The organism is Streptomyces sp. NBC_01689 (assembly GCF_036250675.1).
In the GTDB taxonomy this organism is placed as follows: Bacteria; Actinomycetota; Actinomycetes; order Streptomycetales; family Streptomycetaceae; genus Streptomyces.
Genome location: NZ_CP109592.1, coordinates 1490389 through 1510132 on the forward strand (window position 1 = coordinate 1490389; position 19744 = coordinate 1510132).

The 19744-nt window shown below is 71.6% G+C and carries 17 protein-coding genes; 9 read left to right on the forward strand and 8 right to left on the reverse strand.

Annotated elements, in window-relative coordinates:
- Window positions 1-5 precede the first annotated feature (5 nt).
- A complete protein-coding gene (locus OG776_RS06340; RefSeq protein ID WP_148011634.1) occupies window positions 6-2264 on the reverse strand; it encodes a HAMP domain-containing protein in 2259 nt (752 codons plus the stop codon).
- 454 nt (window positions 2265-2718) lie between these two features.
- On the reverse strand, window positions 2719-3936 hold the full coding sequence (locus OG776_RS06345) for a CapA family protein (protein WP_261994756.1): 1218 nt from the start codon (window positions 3934-3936) through the stop codon (window positions 2719-2721).
- A gap of 20 nt (window positions 3937-3956) precedes the next feature.
- Between OG776_RS06345 and OG776_RS06350 the strand changes: the two genes are divergently transcribed.
- Window positions 3957-4952, forward strand: coding sequence for a hypothetical protein (locus OG776_RS06350; protein ID WP_148011633.1), 996 nt, complete (start codon window positions 3957-3959; stop codon window positions 4950-4952).
- A 142-nt stretch (window positions 4953-5094) separates the two neighbouring features.
- Here the strand turns inward: OG776_RS06350 and OG776_RS06355 are convergent, their stop codons facing one another.
- Both OG776_RS06355 and OG776_RS06360 read right to left on the reverse strand, forming a co-directional pair.
- Window positions 5095-6936 carry an APC family permease gene (locus tag OG776_RS06355; protein WP_148011632.1) on the reverse strand — a complete coding sequence of 614 codons (1842 nt, stop codon included), beginning with the start codon at window positions 6934-6936 and terminating at the stop codon, window positions 5095-5097.
- Window positions 6937-7178: 242 nt separating this feature from the next.
- Window positions 7179-8003, reverse strand: coding sequence for a hypothetical protein (locus OG776_RS06360; RefSeq protein WP_329319442.1), 825 nt, complete (start codon window positions 8001-8003; stop codon window positions 7179-7181).
- Window positions 8004-8574: 571 nt separating this feature from the next.
- On the opposite strand from OG776_RS06360, the gene OG776_RS06365 reads away from it, so the two are divergent.
- Both OG776_RS06365 and OG776_RS06370 read left to right on the forward strand, forming a co-directional pair.
- A complete protein-coding gene (locus tag OG776_RS06365; RefSeq protein WP_329319444.1) occupies window positions 8575-9669 on the forward strand; it encodes an NADH:flavin oxidoreductase/NADH oxidase in 1095 nt (364 codons plus the stop codon).
- Window positions 9670-9884: 215 nt separating this feature from the next.
- The gene (locus OG776_RS06370) at window positions 9885-10115 is read left to right on the forward strand and encodes a hypothetical protein (RefSeq protein WP_148011631.1); all 231 of its coding nucleotides are present in this window, start codon (window positions 9885-9887) and stop codon (window positions 10113-10115) included.
- A gap of 115 nt (window positions 10116-10230) precedes the next feature.
- On the opposite strand, the gene OG776_RS06375 is transcribed toward OG776_RS06370, so the two are convergent.
- Window positions 10231-11121 carry a LysR family transcriptional regulator gene (locus tag OG776_RS06375; RefSeq protein WP_329319447.1) on the reverse strand — a complete coding sequence of 297 codons (891 nt, stop codon included), beginning with the start codon at window positions 11119-11121 and terminating at the stop codon, window positions 10231-10233.
- Between the two features lie 135 nt (window positions 11122-11256).
- Between OG776_RS06375 and OG776_RS06380 the strand changes: the two genes are divergently transcribed.
- The 4 genes from OG776_RS06380 to OG776_RS06395 all read left to right on the forward strand — a co-directional run bounded on the left by OG776_RS06380 (window position 11257) and on the right by OG776_RS06395 (window position 14968).
- Window positions 11257-11589, forward strand: a complete 333-nt coding sequence (locus OG776_RS06380; protein WP_148011629.1) for a hypothetical protein — start codon at window positions 11257-11259, stop codon at window positions 11587-11589.
- Window positions 11590-11700: 111 nt separating this feature from the next.
- Window positions 11701-12771 carry a zinc-dependent alcohol dehydrogenase family protein gene (locus tag OG776_RS06385; RefSeq protein ID WP_261994754.1) on the forward strand — a complete coding sequence of 357 codons (1071 nt, stop codon included), beginning with the start codon at window positions 11701-11703 and terminating at the stop codon, window positions 12769-12771.
- Window positions 12772-13041: 270 nt separating this feature from the next.
- On the forward strand, window positions 13042-13377 hold the full coding sequence (locus OG776_RS06390) for a hypothetical protein (protein WP_329319450.1): 336 nt from the start codon (window positions 13042-13044) through the stop codon (window positions 13375-13377).
- 361 nt (window positions 13378-13738) lie between these two features.
- Window positions 13739-14968 carry a phosphodiester glycosidase family protein gene (locus OG776_RS06395; protein ID WP_329319451.1) on the forward strand — a complete coding sequence of 410 codons (1230 nt, stop codon included), beginning with the start codon at window positions 13739-13741 and terminating at the stop codon, window positions 14966-14968.
- A gap of 312 nt (window positions 14969-15280) precedes the next feature.
- Here the strand turns inward: OG776_RS06395 and OG776_RS06400 are convergent, their stop codons facing one another.
- On the reverse strand, window positions 15281-16225 hold the full coding sequence (locus tag OG776_RS06400) for an aldo/keto reductase (RefSeq protein ID WP_148011626.1): 945 nt from the start codon (window positions 16223-16225) through the stop codon (window positions 15281-15283).
- A gap of 82 nt (window positions 16226-16307) precedes the next feature.
- Here OG776_RS06400 and OG776_RS06405 point away from each other — a divergent pair, with 82 nt between their 5' ends.
- The gene (locus tag OG776_RS06405; protein WP_329319453.1) at window positions 16308-16928 is read left to right on the forward strand and encodes a TetR/AcrR family transcriptional regulator; all 621 of its coding nucleotides are present in this window, start codon (window positions 16308-16310) and stop codon (window positions 16926-16928) included.
- 964 nt (window positions 16929-17892) lie between these two features.
- Here the strand turns inward: OG776_RS06405 and OG776_RS06415 are convergent.
- Complete coding sequence (locus OG776_RS06415) at window positions 17893-18126, reverse strand: hypothetical protein (RefSeq protein ID WP_329319455.1); 234 nt, start codon at window positions 18124-18126, stop codon at window positions 17893-17895.
- Between the two features lie 343 nt (window positions 18127-18469).
- Between OG776_RS06415 and OG776_RS06420 the strand changes: the two genes are divergently transcribed.
- Window positions 18470-19300: an arylamine N-acetyltransferase family protein gene (locus OG776_RS06420; RefSeq protein WP_329319457.1), complete on the forward strand. Its 831-nt coding sequence runs from the start codon at window positions 18470-18472 to the stop codon at window positions 19298-19300.
- Between the two features lie 167 nt (window positions 19301-19467).
- Here OG776_RS06420 and OG776_RS42390 read toward each other — a convergent pair whose 3' ends face one another.
- Window positions 19468-19725 carry a dihydrofolate reductase family protein gene (locus OG776_RS42390; RefSeq protein ID WP_148011622.1) on the reverse strand — a complete coding sequence of 86 codons (258 nt, stop codon included), beginning with the start codon at window positions 19723-19725 and terminating at the stop codon, window positions 19468-19470.
- Between the last annotated feature and the right edge of the window lie 19 nt (window positions 19726-19744).

The following is a 19744-nucleotide window of genomic DNA, read 5'->3' on the forward strand; positions in this document are numbered from 1 at the left end:
GGCGATCAGTTCCTTGTGTACTGCTGCGGCGCGGACGCCTGGGGCGGGGTGCGGCGGGGTTGCTGCCGGCTCAGGTCCTGCAGCTTCTGCCGGATGAGTTCGAAGGAACGGGTGACCGCGCCGACCTCGTCGTGGTGCTGCGGGAACAGCACGGTCTTGCGGTCGCCGTCGGCCAGCGCCTCGGCCCGCTGGGCCAGTGAGCGCAGCGGCCGGACCACCACGATGTGCATCCAGCCCAGGCAGGCGGCGGCCGCGGCGGCGCCGAGCAGTCCGGCGAGCACGGTCCGGTTCTGGCTGTCGTACTCGGGGATGGCGAGGCGGTTGGCGGCCTGCCAGCTGACCACGCTCCAGCCGAGGGACTCGGCGGGACCGCTGCCGGCGAACGGGGCGGCCGCGGCGATCTGCACGCCGTGCTCGCGGTAGAGCACGCCGTTCGCGCGGGCCTTCTTGCCGAGCCGCTGGGCGCTGGCCGCCGCCAGGTCCTTGAGGTGGTCGTCGGGCAGTGCCTGGAAGGCGAGGAAACCGGTGTTGCCGGCGATGATCCTGCCGTGGTCGTCGACGAGACGGACCACGCCCAGTCCCGGCCGGGTCAGCAGCGCGTTGATGAACTCGACGCGGAACTCACCGACGAGCCGGGCACCGTTCCGTCCGGGGATCTCGGCGTCGGCGACCACGACGGGCTCCTTGCCGCCCTGGCCCAGCAGCCTGATCGAGGTGTCCGAGACCCGGTGGGAGCGGATCACCTTGGGGCTGTTGCCCTTGCGGGCCAGGATCTGGCCGGAGGAGTCGACGACGTACAGGGAGCGGTAGCGCCGGTTCTCGTCGAGGGTGCGTTCCAGTACCGTGCCCATGGTCTCGGGATCGGTGCGGTTGCCGATGAGGGAGGCGACCGAGTCCAGGTCGGCGCTGCCCTCGTTGAGCGCGCGGCGTACCCGGTCGCTGAGGGTGTCGGTGCGTTCCCGCTGGTCGCTCACGAGCTGCTGGGGCACGACGGCCTTGCCGTCGGCGCGGTTGACGAGCAGCATCAGCGGTACCGACCAGGCCAGCAGCAGGACGGCGCAGACACTCAGCAGGGCCCGGGTGCCGACCCGGCGCAGCCCGCGCGGGCGTGCCGCGGCGCCGGTCGTGTCGGCGCTCTCGCCGAGCAATTGGCGACGCAGGCGTTCCAGGGCGCTGCCGATGCGGCGCGCCTCGCCGTAGCCGGGGACGCTGACGGGCCGGGTCAGATCCCCGCGGGTGAGCCGGCGGGATTCCAGGAACAGCCGGATCAGCGGGCGCTGCACGGTACCCAGCAGAACGGCCACGGCCACGGCGCCGACGACCAGGAGCGCGCCGCCCGCCAGCAGGCCGAACACCACGGACTGGGTGCGGGTGGGGTCCTCGCTGACCTTGGCCATGGCGACGACGGACAGGCCGAGGCCGGAGGCGGTGGTGGTCTCCCCGGGCGCGGGCGCGGCCAGGGTGGCGTATCCGGCGACGGACCGGTTACTGAGGACGTGTCCGCCGACCACGCTGCCGCTGACGCCCTGGTAGCCGCCCGTGCCGGGTTCCTTGCTGCTGCGCGGGTCCTGTCGGGCCTTGCGGGCGGCGAGCTGGGCGAAGGACTTCAGCTGCTTGTTGGACGCCTTGATGTCCGCGCGGTCGGTGCCGTTGCGCACCTGCTCCGGCTCGGCGATGCCGTCGCTGCTGAGGATCGCGCCGTTCTGGTCGGCCACGGCGATGGACCGGAACTGGCCGAGGCTGATGCCCGGGAACGTCAGGTTGCTGGAGGCCACCAGGAGCAACTGCGGTTTGCCCGGCCAGGACAGCAGGGCGAGGGACAGCAGGCGCGTCTCGCCGTTCTTCAGCCGGACCATGCGGGGCGCGAGGCCGCCCTCGTCGCCGAGACCGGCGGTGTTCACCGAGGTCAGCGGTACGGTCTCGCCCCGGGCGGCGACCAGCTTGCCGGAGCGGATCTCGACGATGGCGGTGCCGGTCCACTTCTGGTAAGTGCTGCCGAGTTTGTCGAGGGCGGCGTCACCGGAGACCGGCTCGCCGGCGCTGAACAGCGCGGCGGACCGGGTGAGGTCGGTGACGGACTCGTCGATGGAGGCACGCAGCGCGATGGCGCCGTCCTCCGCGAAGTGCTGCTGCGACGTCAGCACCGCTTTGGGTACCCCGGCGTTGTCGACGCGTCCCAGCACGAGCGCGGTGATACCGGCGAGTGACAGCAGGAGCACCGACAGCACCGCGATCGGCGGGCGGATGCCTCCGATCAGCGACATGTCGGCTCGGCGGCGGGCTCGGTGCTGCCGTGCCGGGGGCGGTGACGCCAAGGGAGGGTCCTCTCAGGGTGTACAGGTGATCAGTCCCCGCGGGGAGCGGGGACGGCGTTTCGGTTGTGTGTGCGCTACGGACACACCTGTTACGCGAGTGTGTCCGCAGCACTCTGACCACCTGGAAACTCATGAAGTTGCACACGTACCGTTGTGATCTGCGCAACATCGGCGTTTAGGCGGTCAGATTCGGGCACTCGACTGGGTTGCCTGCCTGGTGACGGCGGCCCTCGGGGCATCCTGGGACGCCCCGCGGCGCCATACTCGCAGGGCGTCCGGACAGACGGCTTCGGGGCCCCCGTCCATGCGTCCACGCCCACGGTCTCGGGGTCCTGTCGGGGTATCCGCGCCCAGGGCCGCGGAGCCCGGTCAGGGCATCCGCGTCCCGACCCTCAGGCCCCCGTCAGGGCATCTCGTTCAGCGGCTTCAGGCCGTCCTCGGCCGCGCCGCGGTTGTACAGGGTGCCTTCGGTCCGCTCGAAGGCGAGCCGCAGCCGGGCCCGCTGCCGGTCGGTGAGGTCCTTGTCGTCGCGGAGCGCGGCCGGCACGTCCAGCAGGCGGTAGTCCCGAGCGTCGTCCTCGGTGTACTCGGTCTTGCCCCCGTCCGTGGCGTTCTCGGCGTCCGGCGGGATCTCCAGCAGCGTCGGCTCGAACCGCGGCTGGACGTCCCAGTGGCCCTTGCCGTGCTCGGTGAACGTGAACCAGGCGATCACGCCCTCCTCGGTGAGTCCGGTCGGCACCTCGTGCCGGGCGATCTGATTGCCCATGCCGTACGCGACCCAGGTGCCGTCGACCTTCTCCATGGGCTGCACGACGTGCGCGTGACACCCGATGACCAGGTTGATCCCGGTCTGGCGGGCGATCTCCCGGGCGAAGGAGAGCTGCTGGCCCGAGGGCTCCGGGTGGTGTTCCAGGCCCCAGTGGATGGAGAGGATCACCACCTCGGCGCCGGCCTTGCGGGCCTGCCGCTCGGCTGCCTTGATCGCTTTCAGGCTCATCTCGTTGGCGACCCAGGGCTTGCCCTTGGGGTACTTGTGCGGCTCGTTGAAGCCGTACGCGAACGAAATCTGCGCGACCTTGACCCCCCTCACGTCCATGACCAGCGGGGTGAGCGCCTCCTTCTGCGTGCGGAAGGAGCCGGTGTGCTTCAGACCGGCGTCGTCCAGCGCGTCCAGGGTGCGCCGGACACCCTCGTAGCCGTGGTCGAGCGTGTGGTTCGAGGCCGTGGAACAGGTGTCGTAGCCGAGATCCTTGATCGTCTTGGCGGTCTGCGGGGGAACCTGGAAGTCCGGAAAGCCCTCGAACGGGCCGTTCACGGTGCCCACCACCGGCTCGAAGTGGCAGATGCCCAGGTCCGCCTTGCTGATCAGCGGCTTGATGCCGGCCATCATCGGCCCGAAGTCCAGCCCGGCGACGCCCTCGCCGGTGCTCTTGGCGTCCTTGCGTGCCTGATCCACCAGCGCGGGGTGCATCAGGATGTCGCCGGCCGCCGCCACGGTGAAGGAACGGCCGGCGGGCCCGCCGCCTCCGTCGTCCGAGACGAGCCCGCAGCCGGTGACGGCTGCGACGAGGGAGAGCGGGGCCAGCAGGCTGAGCGGGGTGCGGCTACGGCGTATGTTCACCGGGATATCTTGATACGACCATGAGTGCCAATCGCTCGCGCATCATAACGATCACGACAATTCTCCTGGTCGTCGCTGGTCTCGCCGGTGGACTGACCGCCGTGATCCACGCCACCCGAGGGGGCGGATCAGGGTCCTCCGACGCCCGTCCCGGCCAGGACGCCCCGCCGGTGAACCTCGCCCAGGAGGTCGCGGACTACACCGGCCGCTTCGCTCCGGACGGCGGCTACCGACGGCCCGGCCGGGCGGACCGTACGGCCGTCGCCCAAGGGGTCGGCCTGCTCGTCGACGGCCACCGCGCCCAAGCGGAACGGTTGCTCTCCGAACGGGACTTCACCGTACGCACGGTCCTCGACCGGGTCTCCGGACACCGCTACGCCGAAGTGGCCGACCGCACCGACGAAGCCGTGACGCCGCGGGGCTGGGGCCGGGTCTACATCGATCTGGACCACGCGCCGCGCTTCTCGGTGCAGATCCCACACCCGGTCTTCGACGAGAGCACCGAGCAGTTGGGCGTGCGGGTCCTGCGGGACTCCCCCGGCGGCGTCCTGGTGATCGCGGGAGCACACCGCAAAGCCGGAGCCGGGAACTCCGCGGACGTGGCCCATCGCCGGGACACCGTCTTCTACGCCATCTGCGCCGAACTGGTCCGCCGTGGCATGCCCGGACTCCAACTGCACGGCTTCGCCTCCTCCACCGCCCCCGGCTACGACGCGGTCGCCTCCACCGGCGCCGGATCGGCCGCACGCTCGGACGCCCGCAGGCTGGCCGACGCCCTCGGCACACACGGCTTCCATGTGTGCCGCGCGTGGGCGCGGAAGTGCCCGGTGGAGGGCAGCACGAACATGGAGGGGCGGGCCGCCGACACCGCGGACGTACCGTTCCTGCACGTCGAGTTGGCCCCCGAGGTCCGTTTGAAGTCATCGGCCGCGGAGCGCGCGGCCACCGCCATGAGCGAGATCACCCACCGCTGGGCGAGCGCCGCCGCCCCGACGCATCCCGTCCACACCGGCTGACACCGCCCGGATCCCGACGTGGACGACGGGCGACAACGGTCGGAGGGGGAGGAGGGCGCCCGGGGAAGGCGCTGCTTCCCCCGGCTCCCCTGCCTGGGCGGATGACTCATGAACCGTCGTTCACGGTCGGTAGGCCGTTGCGTCAGAGCAGCCGGAACCGCAGCCGGCAGATGACCGCGTCGGTCTCACGCCGCACCGCGTGCGCGACGACGGCACCGCGCTGGTTCTGCAGCAGCCGTTGCCACAACCGCTCCGGCTCGGTCTCCGCGATCAGGACGGTGACGCGGGTGGCCGGCTCCGCCGCGGTGACCTCGCGTACGTACGCGGCGATCGGCCGGCCGAGGGTGCGCCGCTCCGAGGCGAGCCGGACCAGCGGCACCCCGGGGCTCCACCGGGCCCAGTCGCGTTCCAGCGTGTGCAGGTGGGCGCGGTCCTCGGGGTCGGGGTAGCAGACGGTCACCGCCCGGACCTCGTCACCGAGTGACGCGGCGGCGGTGAGGGCCTCGGAAGTGAGGCGGGACAGGGACGAGACCGGGACGATCACGACCGAACGCTCGCGGTGCGGCGGCTCGGGGATGCGGCCGAGGCCCAGCCGCTCGCCGATCCGCCCGTACGCGCGGTGCACCGCCTCGAACGCCACGACCAGCAGCGGCAGCGCGATCACGATCAGCCAGGCGCCCTCCGCGAACTTCGTCGCGGTCACGACGATCGCCGCCACCCCGGTGAGGAGCCCGCCGAAGCCGTTGAGGACGGCCTTGCCCTGCCATCCCCTGCTCCGCTCGCCGTACCAGTGGATGACCATGCCGACCTGGGCGATGGTGAAGCCGACGAAGACACCGATGGCGAACAACGGGACGAGGGTGTTGGTGTCGCCACCGGAGAAGACCAGCAGCGCGGCGGAGACCGCCGCGAGAGCGAGGACTCCATGGCGATGGACCTGCCGGTCGGCCTTCAACGCGAAGACATGCGGCAGGTAGTTGTCGCGGGCGAGCAGTTTGAGCAGGACGGGCAGCCCGCCGAAGGAGGTGTTCGCGGAGAGCGCCAGCAGGATCATGGTGGCGAACTGCACCACGTAGAAAGCCCAGTTGTGGCCCAGGGAGGCGTCCGCGAGCTGCGCGAGGACGGTGACGCCCTCGACCGGCTGAAGATGGAAACGGGAGATCAGCACGGACAGGCCGATCAGCATCACACCGAGCACGGCGCCCAGCGCGACCTCGGCCCGCTGGGCCCGCCGGGCACGCGGAGCGCGGAAGGAGGGGACGGCGTTGGCGATGGCCTCGACCCCGGTGAGCGCCGCACAACCGGAGGCGAAGGCCCTCAGCAGCAGCAGCGCCCCGACCGTCGTCGCGTTGTCCGCGAGGACCGACGCATGCCCCTGCGCGGCGGCGGTGCTCACCGGCACGGACCGGAACAGACCGACTCCGATCAGCACGAGGATCGAGACGACGAACACGGCCGTCGGCACGATGAAGGCGCGGGCCGACTCGACGATGCCCCGCAGATTGACCCCGGTGATGAGTAGGAGCACCAGCAGGCACCACCAGAGCCGCTGGCCGTACAGCCCGGGGAAGGCCGAGGTGAGGGCGGCGACGCCGGCGGTCACGGCGACCGCGACGTTCAGTACGTAGTCCAGCACCAGCGAGGCGGCCGCCACCAGGCTGGTACGCGCGCCCAGATGAACCCTGGCGACGGCGTAGGAGCCGCCGCCGTCCGGAAACGCGGCGATGACCTGCCGGTAGGAAGCGACCAGGACGGCGAGCAGGGCGGCGATGGCGAGGGTCACCGGAACGGTGAAGCCGAGCCCGTGCGCGCCCGCGGCGGCCAGCACCAGGACGATGGCCTCGGGGCCGTAGGCCACGGAGGCCATCGCGTCCAGTGACAGGGCGGACAGACCGGTGATGGCGGTCAGCCGGTGGCGCTCGCCGCCGTCGGGCGGCTCCTCCCCCGTCGGGGTGGCACCCGGCTCGGTGGTCAGAACGGACATGGGTGGCCGGCTCCTTCGTACTGCGTGAGCCCCACGCGAGCCGCGCGGGTCCACCAAGGTTGGGCCCTGCTGCGGCCGTGCCCGCACCCTCTTGGCGCGTTCCTCGCGCCGTACCGGCCCGCCTTGACGCGTTCCATGCGCGGCGCGCGGCGCCCGGGTAGGGCGGTGCCCGGCGGTGGAAGGCCACGCTCGCGGGCGGCCGGCCCCGACCGGACGCTCGCTCGTAGGCCGTGATCACTCCGTCAGTGGTCCGCGTCCTTGGTCCGCCGACGGGAGACCTGTTCCCGCACGGCACGCCAACGGGACCGGGTCTGTTCGACGACGCCGTCCCATTCCTGGCGGACCGCGTGGTCCGAGGGGCGGTGACCCTGACGGATCCGTTCGAGTTCGTCGCGCACCTCGCGTCCCAGTGCCGAGGACGCGACGATGACGAGCATGACCGCGAAGACGGCCGAGATCATCGCGAAGACGGCGCCGACCACTCCGTAGCGCGAGGTGTACGAGTTGAACAGGCGCGGCAGGTAGACGCTCGCGCCCACCGAACAGGCGGCACTCGTGACCGCCCCGGTGACACCGAAAGGGAGCAGGTCGGGCCGGCTGATCCGCTTCGCCGACAGGATCCACCCGCTCCACACCAGGAATGCGGCGGTCACCAGGAGCCCGCACCCCGCGGCCGCCAGGTCCAGCAGGCCCCCGACGTCGACCGCGGAGAGCAACCCGGTGACGGCCGCGTAGCCGCCGAGGCTGAGGATCCACCACAGGCCGTTACGCGTATTGCGCACGCCGAGGGGCTTGAGTTCCCACGCCTGTTCGAAGAGCCGCTGCGCGGCGCGCGCGAAGCTCAGCACGGAGATCGTCAGAAACACGACCCCGAAGACGCCGACACTGACGGTCGCGCCCTCGGCCGGGGAGAAGAGGGACCGTACCGCCGTGGCGCCGGCCCCGGTGAGGCCGTAGCGCTTGATGATCCGTTCCGCGGCGTCGTAGTGCACGAAGTGGCCCAGTACGGCGCCGACGAGCACGGACAGCGGGACCAGCGTCGTCAAGGCGCTGGACGCCAGCGCCATCGAGCGGTCGAACCCGGCGATCTTCTGAAAGCGGCTGACGACGCGCAGGGCGAATACGGGACGCAGCCAGAACGTCAGTGTTCTGGTGAGGCGTTCGCGGTTGATCCTCGCCGTCCTGCCCCTCCGTGAAGGTCGGAACCTGCCTGGTGGCGCGAGCCTAACGACGGGCGCGGAGCGGATCGAGGGAGACACGCACGCACCGCTCGGACGGCCGCGAGCTTGGGACCACCGTGATCGAACGGGCACTGCAGACGGCACCCCGTGCGTGCTCGTCCGTCACGCGCGGGCTCTCGAAGGTGCGCCCGGGACACCGCACGGCGACACTGGTAGGGCCTGACCGGCGCCCGGGGCGCTCCAGGAAGCGGGCGGGAAGCCCGAAGGGGACCGCGTTCCCTCCGTGCGGGAGTCCGAGCGCGGGCTTTGGAGCGCACGGGTCCCTGGACGAGTCGGGCCTGACGACCATCGAAGCGCACGTCGACCGCACCCACGACACCGGCCTGTTCGCCCACGCGCAGGGTGCCTCACCGGCCAGGCCGGTCCCATGGCCGCCCCGTCCACCCCTGGAGATTCCGTGAGCCAGCTGTTCCAGCCGCTGACGTTGCGTGGTGTGACGATCCCCAACCGGATCTGGATGTCGCCGATGATGCAGTACTCCGCCCCCGCCGAGGGACCGGAGACCGGCACACCCACCGACTGGCATCTCCAGCATCTGGTGTCCCGCGCGGTGGGCGGCGCCGGTCTGGTCATGGTGGAGGCCACCTCCGTCAGCGCGGAAGGCCGTAGCAGCGCCTACGACCTCGGGCTGTGGAACGACCACCAGCCAGCGGCCTTCGCCCGCGTCGTCCGCGCGCTGTGCGACTCCGGTGCGGTGCCGGCGATCCAGCTCAACCACCCCGGCCGCAAGGCGGGCGTCGGACGTCCCTGGGCCGACGCCCATCCCCCGCGGTCCGACCTGCGGCGCGTGGGTCCGAGTCCCGTCGCGTTCGGGGCGATCCCCGCCCCCCACGAACTCACCACCCATGCCATCACCGACATCGTCGAGGAGTTCGCCCGGGCCGCGCGACGCGCGCACCTCGCCGGGTTCCACGCCCTGGAGATCCACGGCGCGCACGGCTACCTCGTCCACTCCTTCCTCTCCCCGCAGACCAACCAGCGCACCGACGCGTACGGCGGCACCCTGGAACGGCGGATGCGTTTCGCGCTGGAGGTGGTGGACGCCGTCCGCGCCCAATGGCCGCGGGAACTCCCGTTGTTCTTCCGCACCTCGGCGACCGACTGGCTCGCGGGCCACGGCTCCGAGACGCGGCCCGGCTGGACCGTCGACGACACCACACACCTCGCCCGCGAACTCATGGCCCACGGAGTGGACCTGCTGGACGTCTCCACGGGTGGCATCGTGCCCGACGCCACCATCCCCGTCAGTCCCGGCTACCAGGTGACCTTCTCGGCCCAGGTACGCGCACGGACCGGCATCCCCACGGCCGCGGTCGGCCTCATCACCGAGCCCGAACAGGCCGAGAGGATCATCGGTCTCGGTGAGGCCGACGCCGTCTTCCTCGGGCGTGAACTGCTGCGCGACCCGTACTGGCCGCGGCGCGCCGCGCATTCCCTCGGCGCCACCCTGCCGGCGCCACCGCAGTACGCCCGCGCCTTCCCCCGCCGCTGACGCCGCCCGCGCCGAGTTGTGGGCACCGCGGAGGGGTCGGCGGCGCCCGTGACGACCCTGCTGCGATGAGAGGGCAACGGCACGACCGCGGACGGAAGAGGCGGCGCGCTCCGGGCTCCGGGCTCCGGGCTCCGGGCTCCGGGCTCCGAGATCCAGCCTCCCGGTCCGGAGGTCCGGCTTGCCCTCAAAATCGAACATGCGATCTAATTCTGAGCATGGACGCCTCCCCCTTCCCCCGTGACCTCGTCCAGGCCCAGACCGCCTGGTACGCCACGTACCGAGAACTCGCCTACACCCCGGCCACCCACGGCACCGCGGCGCACCGACGACGCCTGCAGGAGCTGTCCCGCCTCATCGCCGCGCACCCCTACTGGCAGACTCCTCACGGAACGCCCGCGGCCCGGATGGCGCTGAAGGAGCTGGCGCGACAGCGGGCGCACTCGTGAGCGGTCGCGGCCCTTCGACGGCGGGTCAGGTCCCGCCGGTGCGGTCCGGTCTGCGGGAGCCGCGGCCCATGGACGGCCGGGGCGAGCGATGAACTCCAGCGGAGGCAGGCGATGATCACTCCTGCCAGAGGTACTCGTGCGCCATCGCGATCATGGCGCGGGCCGCGGCACCGGGCCTGCGCCCGGACGGAGCGGCCAGCGAGAACCGCCATTCCAGGTCAGCGTCGTCGACGGTCAGGGTGACGACGTCCTGTCCCTCGCCGAGAGCCACCCGCGGCAGCAGCGCGACACCCAGCCCGTTGCGGACGTAGGCCACGCCGGTGGAGAGGTCGGTGATCTCGATGGTGACGCGATGGGGGACGCCTGCGGCGGCGAAGGCCCGGTCGGCGACGGTCCGGTTGCTGTAGCCCGCGGGGAAGTCGACGAAGTCCAGACCCGCCAGCTCGGTCATCGACACGGCACCGCGTGCCGCCAGAGCATGGGTGGCCGGCACGACGAGGTCGAGCACCGAGGTGGCGAGAGCCGTCAGTGTGACGCCTTTCGGGGGCGGTCCGGCCCCTGAGACGAAGGCGAGATCGAGCCGCCGTTCGAGGAGGGCTTCGACCAGTCCCTGGGAGCCGGAGGGGGTCACGCTGGTCTGCAGGAACACTCCGGGATGACGTCGGTGGAACGCACCGAGGAACACGGGAAGGTCGATGAGTCCGACCGTGGATATCGCTCCGAGGCGCAGGGTGCCGGTCAGTCCGCCCCGTATCTCGCCCACCGCGTCCGCCGCTTCCTGAGCGGCGTCGAGAGCGGTGTGCGCACGCGGCAGCAGCGCGGCGCCGGCATCGGTGAGCAGCACGCCCTTGGGAGTGCGCTCCAGCAGCGGCGAGCGGAGTTCTCGCTCCAGGTTCTTGATGCCGCTGGAGACCGCGGACTGGACGACGTGCAGCCGTGCGGCGGCGCGGGTGAAGTTCGCTTCCTCGGCGACGGCGACGAAATATTCGAGCTGACGCAGTTCCACTCTTCGAGTATCCCTCCGCGATCCCCGAGGTATCTCCAGGAGAGATGGCCACGGTCTCCGACTTTCGTTGGACACCACAGGTCGCACCTCGCGATGCTGTGGGAAGTCCAACCGAATCAGGAGGCTCGATCGAGAATGACGTACAAGACGCCACCGACCTTTCTGGGAAGCAGCGATCCGACGCGACAGCGCAGGGAACATCAGCCGCCTCGGCTGGACAATCTCGCCGACGACGTGACACTCGGGGCCGGAGTCTTCAACGGGACCGTCCAGGGGCCGAGGACGTTCGCGCGACACCGTCCTACGCGCGCGCTCCACGAATTCCAGGAATTCCTTCACATCGGACCGTATGGCGAGAGCGGCATCGTCGAGGACTGCGCGGTGACGGTGGCCGGCGGGCCGATCGCGAACATCGCCGTCGTCCACAAGATGTCGCATTCCGCGCTCCGCATTCCGATTGAGGGATGAGAAGAAGAAAATCCGGGCCCGGTCGCCGCCGAAGGCGCCGGCGCCGAAACTGTTTCCTGTCCGGAAAGCCGCCGGGGTCGGTCGGGCTCTCCGGAGGACGAAAGGTCACTCATGTCAGAATCCATGCGCGCCCTCGTGGCCGGAGGGGTCGGTGAGCCGCTCGATGTCCTGCGGCTGGAGTCCCGGCCCGTTCCCGTGCCGGAGGCCGGTCAGGCGTTGGTCCGGGTGCGGGCGACCCCGGTTCACGCCAGTGATCTGCACGTGCTGCGCGGCCGCTACGGTTTCGCTCCCGAATTTCCCACGGTCGGGGGGCACATGGAATGCGTGGGCCGGATCGAGGCCCTTGGCCCGGGTGTCGAGGGGCTGGAGATCGGCGAGCGCGTGGTGGTCGTCGCGATCCCGGCGGTACCAGGGCCGCGGGTGGCCGGCACCTGGCAGGAGTACCTGGTGGCCGATACCTCCAGGCTCCTGCCGGTCCCCGACGGGCTGAGCGACTCCAGTGCCTCCCAACTCGCCGTCAACCCCTTGACGGCGCTGCTGCTGGTGAGCCGTGAACTCGACGTGCGGCCCGGCGAATGGCTGCTGCAGACGGCCGCCGGTTCCACCGTCGGCAGGCTGGTCGTCCAGTTGGCCAGGCATCTGGGTGTGCCCACGATCAATGTCGTCCGCAGGCGCGACGCGGTCGAGGAGATCAAGGCGCTCGGCGGCGACGAGGTCATCTGCACCCAGGACGAGGACCTGGTGCGGCGTGTCGCCGAGATCGCCGGACCGGCCGGCGTGCGCAAAGCCGTCGACTGTGTCGCCGGCCAGGTGGGCGCCCAGGTCTCCCAGGCGCTGGCACCCGGAGGAGAGCTGGTGGTCTACGGCGCCCTCTCCACCCATCGGCAGACCGACCCGGCGGCACTGACGATCCCGCTGTCGGCACGCTCCCTCATCTACGAGACCAAGACGGTGCGGGGCTTCTGGCTCAACCGCTGGTTCGGCACCGCCTCTCCCGCGGATGCGCTCAGCGCGCTGTCCGAGGTCCGCGATCTCGTCGCCGACGACGTCCTGAGCATTCCTCGGGGTGAGCCGTTCCCGCTCGAACGCTTCGCCGACGCCGTCGCGTCCGCCGAAGCACCCGCGCACGGCGCCAAACCGCTCCTCGTCCTCGACGACGACCGGGACGGAGGCGACACGTAGGGAAGGCGGCACGGGCCGGCCCGGCGACAGCCCAGGGCCGGTACCGAACAGCCGCCGCCTACCGTCCCGTTACGGCTACGGCTACGGGCCCCGATAGCGACAACGGCCACGGCGAGTACGCCTGGGCGACGCTCCCGGTGCCGGCGCCGCCGTCCGTCCCGGGCACGGAACGCCGCTCGGCCGGCCGGAGCATCGCGGGTGCTCTCGCCCGCGGGGCCCGGGAAAAAACCTGGTGCGAAGTCGCCGGGTGATACCGCTACCATCCGCCCCGTGGAGACCGCGGGCACGACGCGAAGGATCGATCCGGGCCGGATCTGGTCGGCAGTGCTGGTACTGGACGCGCTGGTGACCTGCTCCTCCGTCGCCCTGCTCGTCGCGTGGTCGACACGGAACCAGATCGATCCGGCCGATCCCGGCCCGGCCCTGCCTCAGCCGTCCGACGGATGGCTCATCGGTTCGGCCGTCTTCTTGCTCGTGACGCTCGTCGGCACCGGGCACGCGATGCTGGCGCGCACGAGTGATCCGCACACGGTCAGGGGCGGCAGGGCGGTCTCGGTTCTGCGGTCGACGCTGCTGCTTCTGCTGTGGCTGGCCGCCACCGTATAGGTCATATCCGTACACCGGCTTGGCAGTTGGGCCTTCGCGTCGGCCCACTCCTTCGTGAGTCCGTGGGTCCCCCCTGTCCGCTGTCGCTCTCGGCCGCGCGGAACCTACCGGCGGGAACGCCGACGAGCGGCCCATCGCCCAGCGGCCGGAGGAACTTGACGGGGAACCGTCGCGGACACGCGCGTGGTCCATGACCTCGCCGCACGGTTCGCCGGCCACTTCGCCCCGACCGCCACGACGGGCCACAGCATCAGAGTTCTCCGTCCCGTCGGTGCGCCGTCGTCCGATGTTGCGTCCTGTCCTGTGTCATGCCGTCTGTCGAAGATCGTGTGGGTAAAGGGACATGACGGGACATCACGTGATGAGATCTGCTGTTCGGGTTCGTAACGTCGTCGTCGCGGCGGCGACCGTGGGCGCGGTGGTCGCCGGTTCAGGTGTCGGGCAGGCGACCGCGCTGGACAAGGTCCGGCTGGCCGACGACCTGTCGGTGGCACCGGGCATCACCTACCGGGCGTTCTCGGTGACGGGCTCGCACGGGGTGGTCTCCGGGCATCTCGTCACCGCCGACCTCACCAACCGGCATGTCTCCGTGGACCTGCTCACCCCCGGAACGGTCTCCAGCCGCGTCAAGCTGTCCCAGATGGCCGCCGCCCAGGGCGCGGTGGCGGGTGTCAACGCGGACTTCTTCAACATCGAGGAGTCGCAGCACGCGGGGGTGGCGCCGACCAACTCGGCGGTCGGCCCGGCCGTCTCCCACGGTGAGGCGCTCAAGGCTGCCGTGCCGGACGGCCAGCGGTTCGGTCCCGGCCTGCCGCCGGGCACCTCCACGCGCGAGGTGATCGGGGTCGGCTCCGACAAGCGGGCCCGGCTGGACGAGTTGACGCTCGCGGGAAGCGTCCGTACCAAGTCCGGTTCGTTCGACCTCGGCGGCTTCAATCAGTACGCCATCCCCGTCGGCGGGGTGGGTGCGTTCACGCCGAAGTGGGGCGACGTCTCCCGGCAGCGCTCGGTCTGCGGGACCGACACCGTACGGGCCGCGGCCTGTTCGACGGACACCTACGAGGTCACCGTCCGCGACGGCCGGGTGGTCTCGGGATCCTCGACGATCGGGGCCGGCGCGATCGCCGAGGACACCGAGGTACTGGTCGGGCGGGAAGCGGGCGCGGACCGGCTGCGCGCGCTGCGGACCGGCGACCGGGTCAAGGTCTCGCACCGGCTCGAGTCCGCGAGCGGCAAGCGGTTGCGATGCGCCGTGGGCGGCTTCCCGGTGCTCCGGGACGGCGAGCCCCTGCCCGGTCTGGACACGAAGACCGCGGCGACCCGGACCGGCGCGGGGGTCGGTGACCACGGCAGGCGTCTCTACTTGCTGGTGCTGGACGGAAGTGCGGAGAGCGGTGCGGGCCTGACGGTCGCCGAGGTCGCCGACGTACTCGACACCGTGGGCGCCGACGCCGGCGTGAACCTGGACGGTGGCGGTTCGTCCACCCTGGTGACCCGCGACCCGGAGACCGGTACCCCCGTCGTGCGCAACCATCCGACCGGTGGCGCCGAACGCCCGGTCCCGGAGGGCATCGGGCTCTTCTCGCGCTGAACCGGCGGCCGGACGGGCCCGGTGCCACGGCCAGGTTCTGACCTGTCACGCGCCACCCGGGCCGTCCGTGCCTCCCGGCCGGCCCGGCCTCCGAGCTCTGCCCGGTCCGTCCGGCCGTTCGGGTCGCGGAAGCCAGGCAGTTCCGTCCCGGCCGAGGCGATCAGGCGTGCGGCGCACCGCGCTTCCTCGGTCGCGGTCCCTTGCATCCCGCGGCAGCCGGGGCCAGGAACAACGGGTCCTGCTGACCGGCCACAGGAACCGCATCACGAGCGCCGCGGTCCCACCCGCGCGAGACCCGTCCGGAACGGCCCGTCACTCGTCCAGCGCGATGTCCCCGGGACGGGTCCGGACCGCGTCCAGGGCGGAGAGCGTCGCCTCGTCGAGCGTGACCGCTCCGGCCCGCACGTTCGCCTCCAGGTGCTCCGGGTCCGCCGTGCCGGGGATGAGCAGGACGTTCGGGGCGTGGTGCAGCAGCCAGGCCAGTCCCACCTGTGCGGGCGTCACGTTCGACTCCCGCGCGGCGGCGATGACGGCCGGCTCGTCGGTCACCTTCGGCATCCCGGCGAAGGCGCTGCCGAGGGGGAAGTAGGGAACCCAGGCGATGTCCTCGTCCAGGCACAGCCGGAGCATGTCCTCGTCGTCGCGGGCCACGAGGCTGTACGCGTTCTGCACACACGCGATGCCCGCGGGCAGGGCCCTGCGCAGAACGTCGAGGGAGACGCTGCTGAGGCCGATCGCGCCGATCTTGCCCTCGTCCCGCAGGGCGGTCATGACGGCGAGCTGGTCGTCGAGGGCCACCAGCTGATCCCCTGTGGCACGCAGCCCCGGACCGGTGTCCGTACGGCGGAGGTTGACCAGGGGAATCTGTTCCAGTCCGAGGGTCGCCAGGTTGTCCTCGACACCGGCGCGCAGTTGTTCGGGGCGTTGCGCGAGGCGGAGCGGGAGCGGGCCCTCGGAGGCGGGCTCGGCGCCGACCTTGCTGACCACGATCACGTCGTCCTCGGGACGGACGGCTTCACGGATCGCCTCGTTGACGAAGCCGTGGCCGTAGAACTGGGCGGTGTCGATGTGGTCCGTTCCCAGCTCGATGCAGCGGCGCAGCAGTGCGATCGCCGCCTTGCGATCGGTCCGCAGGCGCTCCAGTTGCATCGCGCCGAATCCGATCCGCGACACGGGACGGCCGGCGAGCCGTCCGGCGCCCCCGGCGCGCGGCGCGCCGGATGCGGTGACCTGAGGAGATCGGGCGGGGACGGCCATGGGTGTTCTCCTTCAGTGGGACCATAGACGAAACGGAGTAACTCCGTTTTCCCACCGTAACACTAACCGGAGGTCCTCCGTTTTGCCTGAGAGTGAGCCCACGCCCACCGAACCGAGTGCGGAGGCCTCGGACCGGCCGGCCCGCGCGGACGCACGGCGGAACCGCGACAGACTCCTCGCCACCGCCCGGGACGCCTTCGCGGCGACGACGGACACCGTGACGCTGGACGCCATCGCCCGCGCGGCCGGCGTCGGGATCGGCACGCTGTACCGGCACTTCCCCACACGCGAGGCACTCGTGGAGGCTGTCTACGCCGCGGAACTCAACGAGGTCGTGTCCAGCGCGGAGACCCTCCTCGACGAGCTCGATCCCGCCGTCGCGCTGCGCGCCTGGATGACCCGGTACGCGGCGTTCTTCAAGATCAAGCGCGGCATGTCCGACACGCTGCGCGCGGGCTGGGCGTCGGGCAGCATCGCCACACCCGCGACGCGGGAACGCGTCACAGCCGTCATCGCCGCGATGCTGCGCAGGGGGGCGGAGGCCGGTTCGCTGCGCTCCGACGTCGACCCCGAGAACGTCACCCTGATGCTCCTCGGCGTGTTCCTCGCGACCGGGGCGATCGACGTACCGGACAAGGCCGACCAACTCCTCGACCTCATCGTCGACGCCCTGCGCCCGACCGCCGAGCCCGACGGCCGGTGACGCCGACGGCACACGGGACACCGGGCCCGCTCGGGCGCCGTTGACCGCAGGGGTCGAGGTCTCTCGGCGACGTGACCGGCGGTCACCGGAGCGCGGGCACGGACCGAGCGACGGCCAGGTCACGCCCCGCGGCGCCGACGGGCCCGGCGCTCCCCCGGCGAACAGAGGCGGGTCCCCGCGATCGGCAGCATGCGCGTGGGCGGCGGCGCCGGACGTGTCGACGGCCGGGGTGTCGGGAACCGAGCCGGTGACTCCTCCAGCCGTGACGGGGGGGGGGCCGCAGTCCCGCGCTCACAGCCCACCGCTCACGGCCGACTCAAGGCGCGGGAAGATGCGCCCCTCTTACGCTCTCAACTTCTACGCTCTCGACCGTGCGGCCGCTCCATCCGGAGGCCGCCAGCCGCCTTCGAGGATGTCGAAGACTTCCTCGACCGCTGCCCGGTGGTCCTTCTGCCCCTGCGCGAGGACGGGCACCTCCAGCACGAAATTTCGGCGACGACGCCCCCGAGCGCTGAGGTCCGCAGCCGACCGCACGGCTAGCCGTCTGTCCGGCCAGTCCTCCCGCGCGCGGCAGCCTGGACCGTCCGGGCCGGTCGAGTTCGGACCGGTACCGCCCGCGCCGATGCCGACGGGCGGGAGCGACATGCGCCGGCACCGGCCGGCCTCCCGTCCGGCCGGTGCCGCGAATCCGCTCCACGCGGGCTCCGTTCGGGCCGGCACCCCGTCGGCGGATGGGGCTCTCCCCCGGTCAAGAGGGGAGTCAGCCTGCTGGGGAGGCCGCGGGCGCCGAACCTGGTCTCTGACACGCCGACAGATCCGCCGCCGCCTCAGGTACGGCGCGGCTGCCGACATCCGATGCCGTCCTCCACCCTGTGGAGAGCACCGTGGTCCGTTCCACCAGGACCGCCGTCGCCGCAACGACCGCCCTGCTCTGCGCCGCGACCGCGGCCACGCTCACCGGCTCTCACCACCTCTCCGCCACGGCGGCCAAGGCCCAGCGGGACCGTTCCTGGAGCACAGAACCGGTCACTGCCGCCATGGTCGTCGAGCGCGGCGGCCACCCGTTCACCGGCATCGAGAAGATCAAGGTCGGCGACCGGTCGGTGCGCGTGTCGTGCTCGGGCGAGTCGGCGCCGCGCCGGCCGGTCGTGGTGCTGATGGCGGGACTGGGCGACGGACCGGACAGCCTGAGCGGCATCCAGCAGATCCTGGGCGCGAGCGGGGAGACGGCGAGCCACGCGCGCTCGCCCTCGGCCCAGGCGTGCTCAAGGGCCGGTCCTCACCGAGCCGGTCGTAGGAGCAGACCCGGCCCCCAGCGGGCCGAGCGTCGCCACCGGCAGCGACCACTACATCCATGTCGCCCGCCCCGACCTCGTCGACCAGGCCGTCCAGCGCGTCCTCTCCCGGACCCCCGGCCGGTCCTGACCCTCGCACGGCACCCGCGGTGCCGTGCGACCGGCCCAAGATCTACGACCACGGGAGGAGGCCGCCCCGTCCATCGGCCGAGGTGACGGCGCCGCGATTTCGCATAGGGTCGGAGCATGGACGCCACGGACCGGTTCGACCTCGACGCCTATCTGGAACGCATCGGATGGGAGGGAGACCGGCGCGCCGGCCTCCCGACCCTGCGAGGAGTGCATCGGGCCCACGCGCTGTCCCTGCCCTTCGAGAACCTGGAGCCGCTCTCCGGCGCCGCTCCCTCCCTCGCTCCCGCCGATCTGATGGCGAAGCTGGTCCGCAGCCCTCGCGGTGGCTACTGCTACGAGCACAACACCCTGCTGCGGCTGGCCCTGGAGGGGCTCGGTCTGACGGTGACCGGGCTGGCGGGCCGCGTGGTGCTCGGAGCGTCCAGCGTGGAGAGCAGGCCACGTACGCACATGATGCTGCGGGTGACGGTGCCCGGTGATCCGCGGCCGTATCTCGCGGACGTGGGCTTCGGCGCGGCCGGGGCACTGCTGGAGCCGGTCCCGCTGGTCACCGGTGAGGAGTTCGAGGGAGCGGGGCGGCGGCATCGGTTCGTACCCCTTCCGCACGCCGGTCCCCTGGAACTGTGGGCGCTCCAGGCGTACGACGGCGCCGTACGGGGCTGGGTGAGCCAGTACGCGTTCACTCTGGAGCCGTTCGCCGCCTCCGACTTCGAGGTGTTCAACTGGCACGTCGCCACCAACCCTCGTTCGCCCTTCACCCGGCGTCCCTACCTCCAGCGGACCACGGCCGAGCGGCAACTGGCCCTCGACGGCGCCGTGCTCGTCGAGACCCGCGCCGACGGCACGGTGAGCAGGCGTGACCTCACCGACGAGGCAGAGGCACGGCGCGTGGTGGAGGAGGAGTTCGGGATCGTCGTGCCCGAGGGCCTCACCCTGCTCGGCTGACCAACGTGGCGTGCCCGCGCGGAGCATGGGGTCCGGACGGTTGAACCTCGGCCGTGACGCACTTCGTTGAAGGCCCGTCCGGCAGCAGGACCCACTGCCCCCTCACCGCTTCGTTCCCGGACCACCGCATCGTTCGTCCATTGCTGCGGCGCCCCCCGGCGAGGCGATCAAGCCGGCCGGTAGCGCGGATCCACGGCCTGCGCGGGATCGCCGTCGTGGATGCGGGCCCACCGGACCGGCTCGATGCCCGGACAGTCGAACAGCCTCACCCCGGAACCGAGCATCACCGGCGCCAGATGCACACGGAACTCATCGACCAGACCCCGTTCCACGCACTGCCGTCTCGACCCCCGCATCGGCGTACTCGCCGTGGAATTCGGCCTGTTCGCCGGTCCAGGTCTCCTTGATCGCGGCCAACTGCTCATTCAGCGGTTCCCCCGCGTA

What these genes read in the sequence shown, in the direction of transcription:
- OG776_RS06340 (WP_148011634.1), bottom strand. Translation starts at nt 2,264, where the DNA reads ATGTCGCTGATCGGAGGCATCCGCCCGCCGATCGCGGTGCTGTCGGTG.
- OG776_RS06355 (WP_148011632.1), bottom strand. Translation starts at nt 6,936, where the DNA reads ATGTCCGTTCTGACCACCGAGCCGGGTGCCACCCCGACGGGGGAGGAG.
- OG776_RS06360 (WP_329319442.1), bottom strand. Translation starts at nt 8,003, where the DNA reads ATGGCGCTGGCGTCCAGCGCCTTGACGACGCTGGTCCCGCTGTCCGTG.
- OG776_RS06395 (WP_329319451.1), top strand. Translation starts at nt 13,739, where the DNA reads ATGAGATCTGCTGTTCGGGTTCGTAACGTCGTCGTCGCGGCGGCGACC.
- OG776_RS06415 (WP_329319455.1), bottom strand. Translation starts at nt 18,126, where the DNA reads ATGCCGCTCAGGCTGTCCGGTCCGTCGCCCAGTCCCGCCATCAGCACC.
- OG776_RS42390 (WP_148011622.1), bottom strand. Translation starts at nt 19,725, where the DNA reads ATGAGCAGTTGGCCGCGATCAAGGAGACCTGGACCGGCGAACAGGCCG.
- OG776_RS06420 (WP_329319457.1), top strand. Translation starts at nt 18,470, where the DNA reads ATGGACGCCACGGACCGGTTCGACCTCGACGCCTATCTGGAACGCATC.
- OG776_RS06400 (WP_148011626.1), bottom strand. Translation starts at nt 16,225, where the DNA reads ATGGCCGTCCCCGCCCGATCTCCTCAGGTCACCGCATCCGGCGCGCCG.
- OG776_RS06385 (WP_261994754.1), top strand. Translation starts at nt 11,701, where the DNA reads ATGTCAGAATCCATGCGCGCCCTCGTGGCCGGAGGGGTCGGTGAGCCG.
- OG776_RS06350 (WP_148011633.1), top strand. Translation starts at nt 3,957, where the DNA reads ATGAGTGCCAATCGCTCGCGCATCATAACGATCACGACAATTCTCCTG.
- OG776_RS06380 (WP_148011629.1), top strand. Translation starts at nt 11,257, where the DNA reads ATGACGTACAAGACGCCACCGACCTTTCTGGGAAGCAGCGATCCGACG.
- OG776_RS06370 (WP_148011631.1), top strand. Translation starts at nt 9,885, where the DNA reads ATGGACGCCTCCCCCTTCCCCCGTGACCTCGTCCAGGCCCAGACCGCC.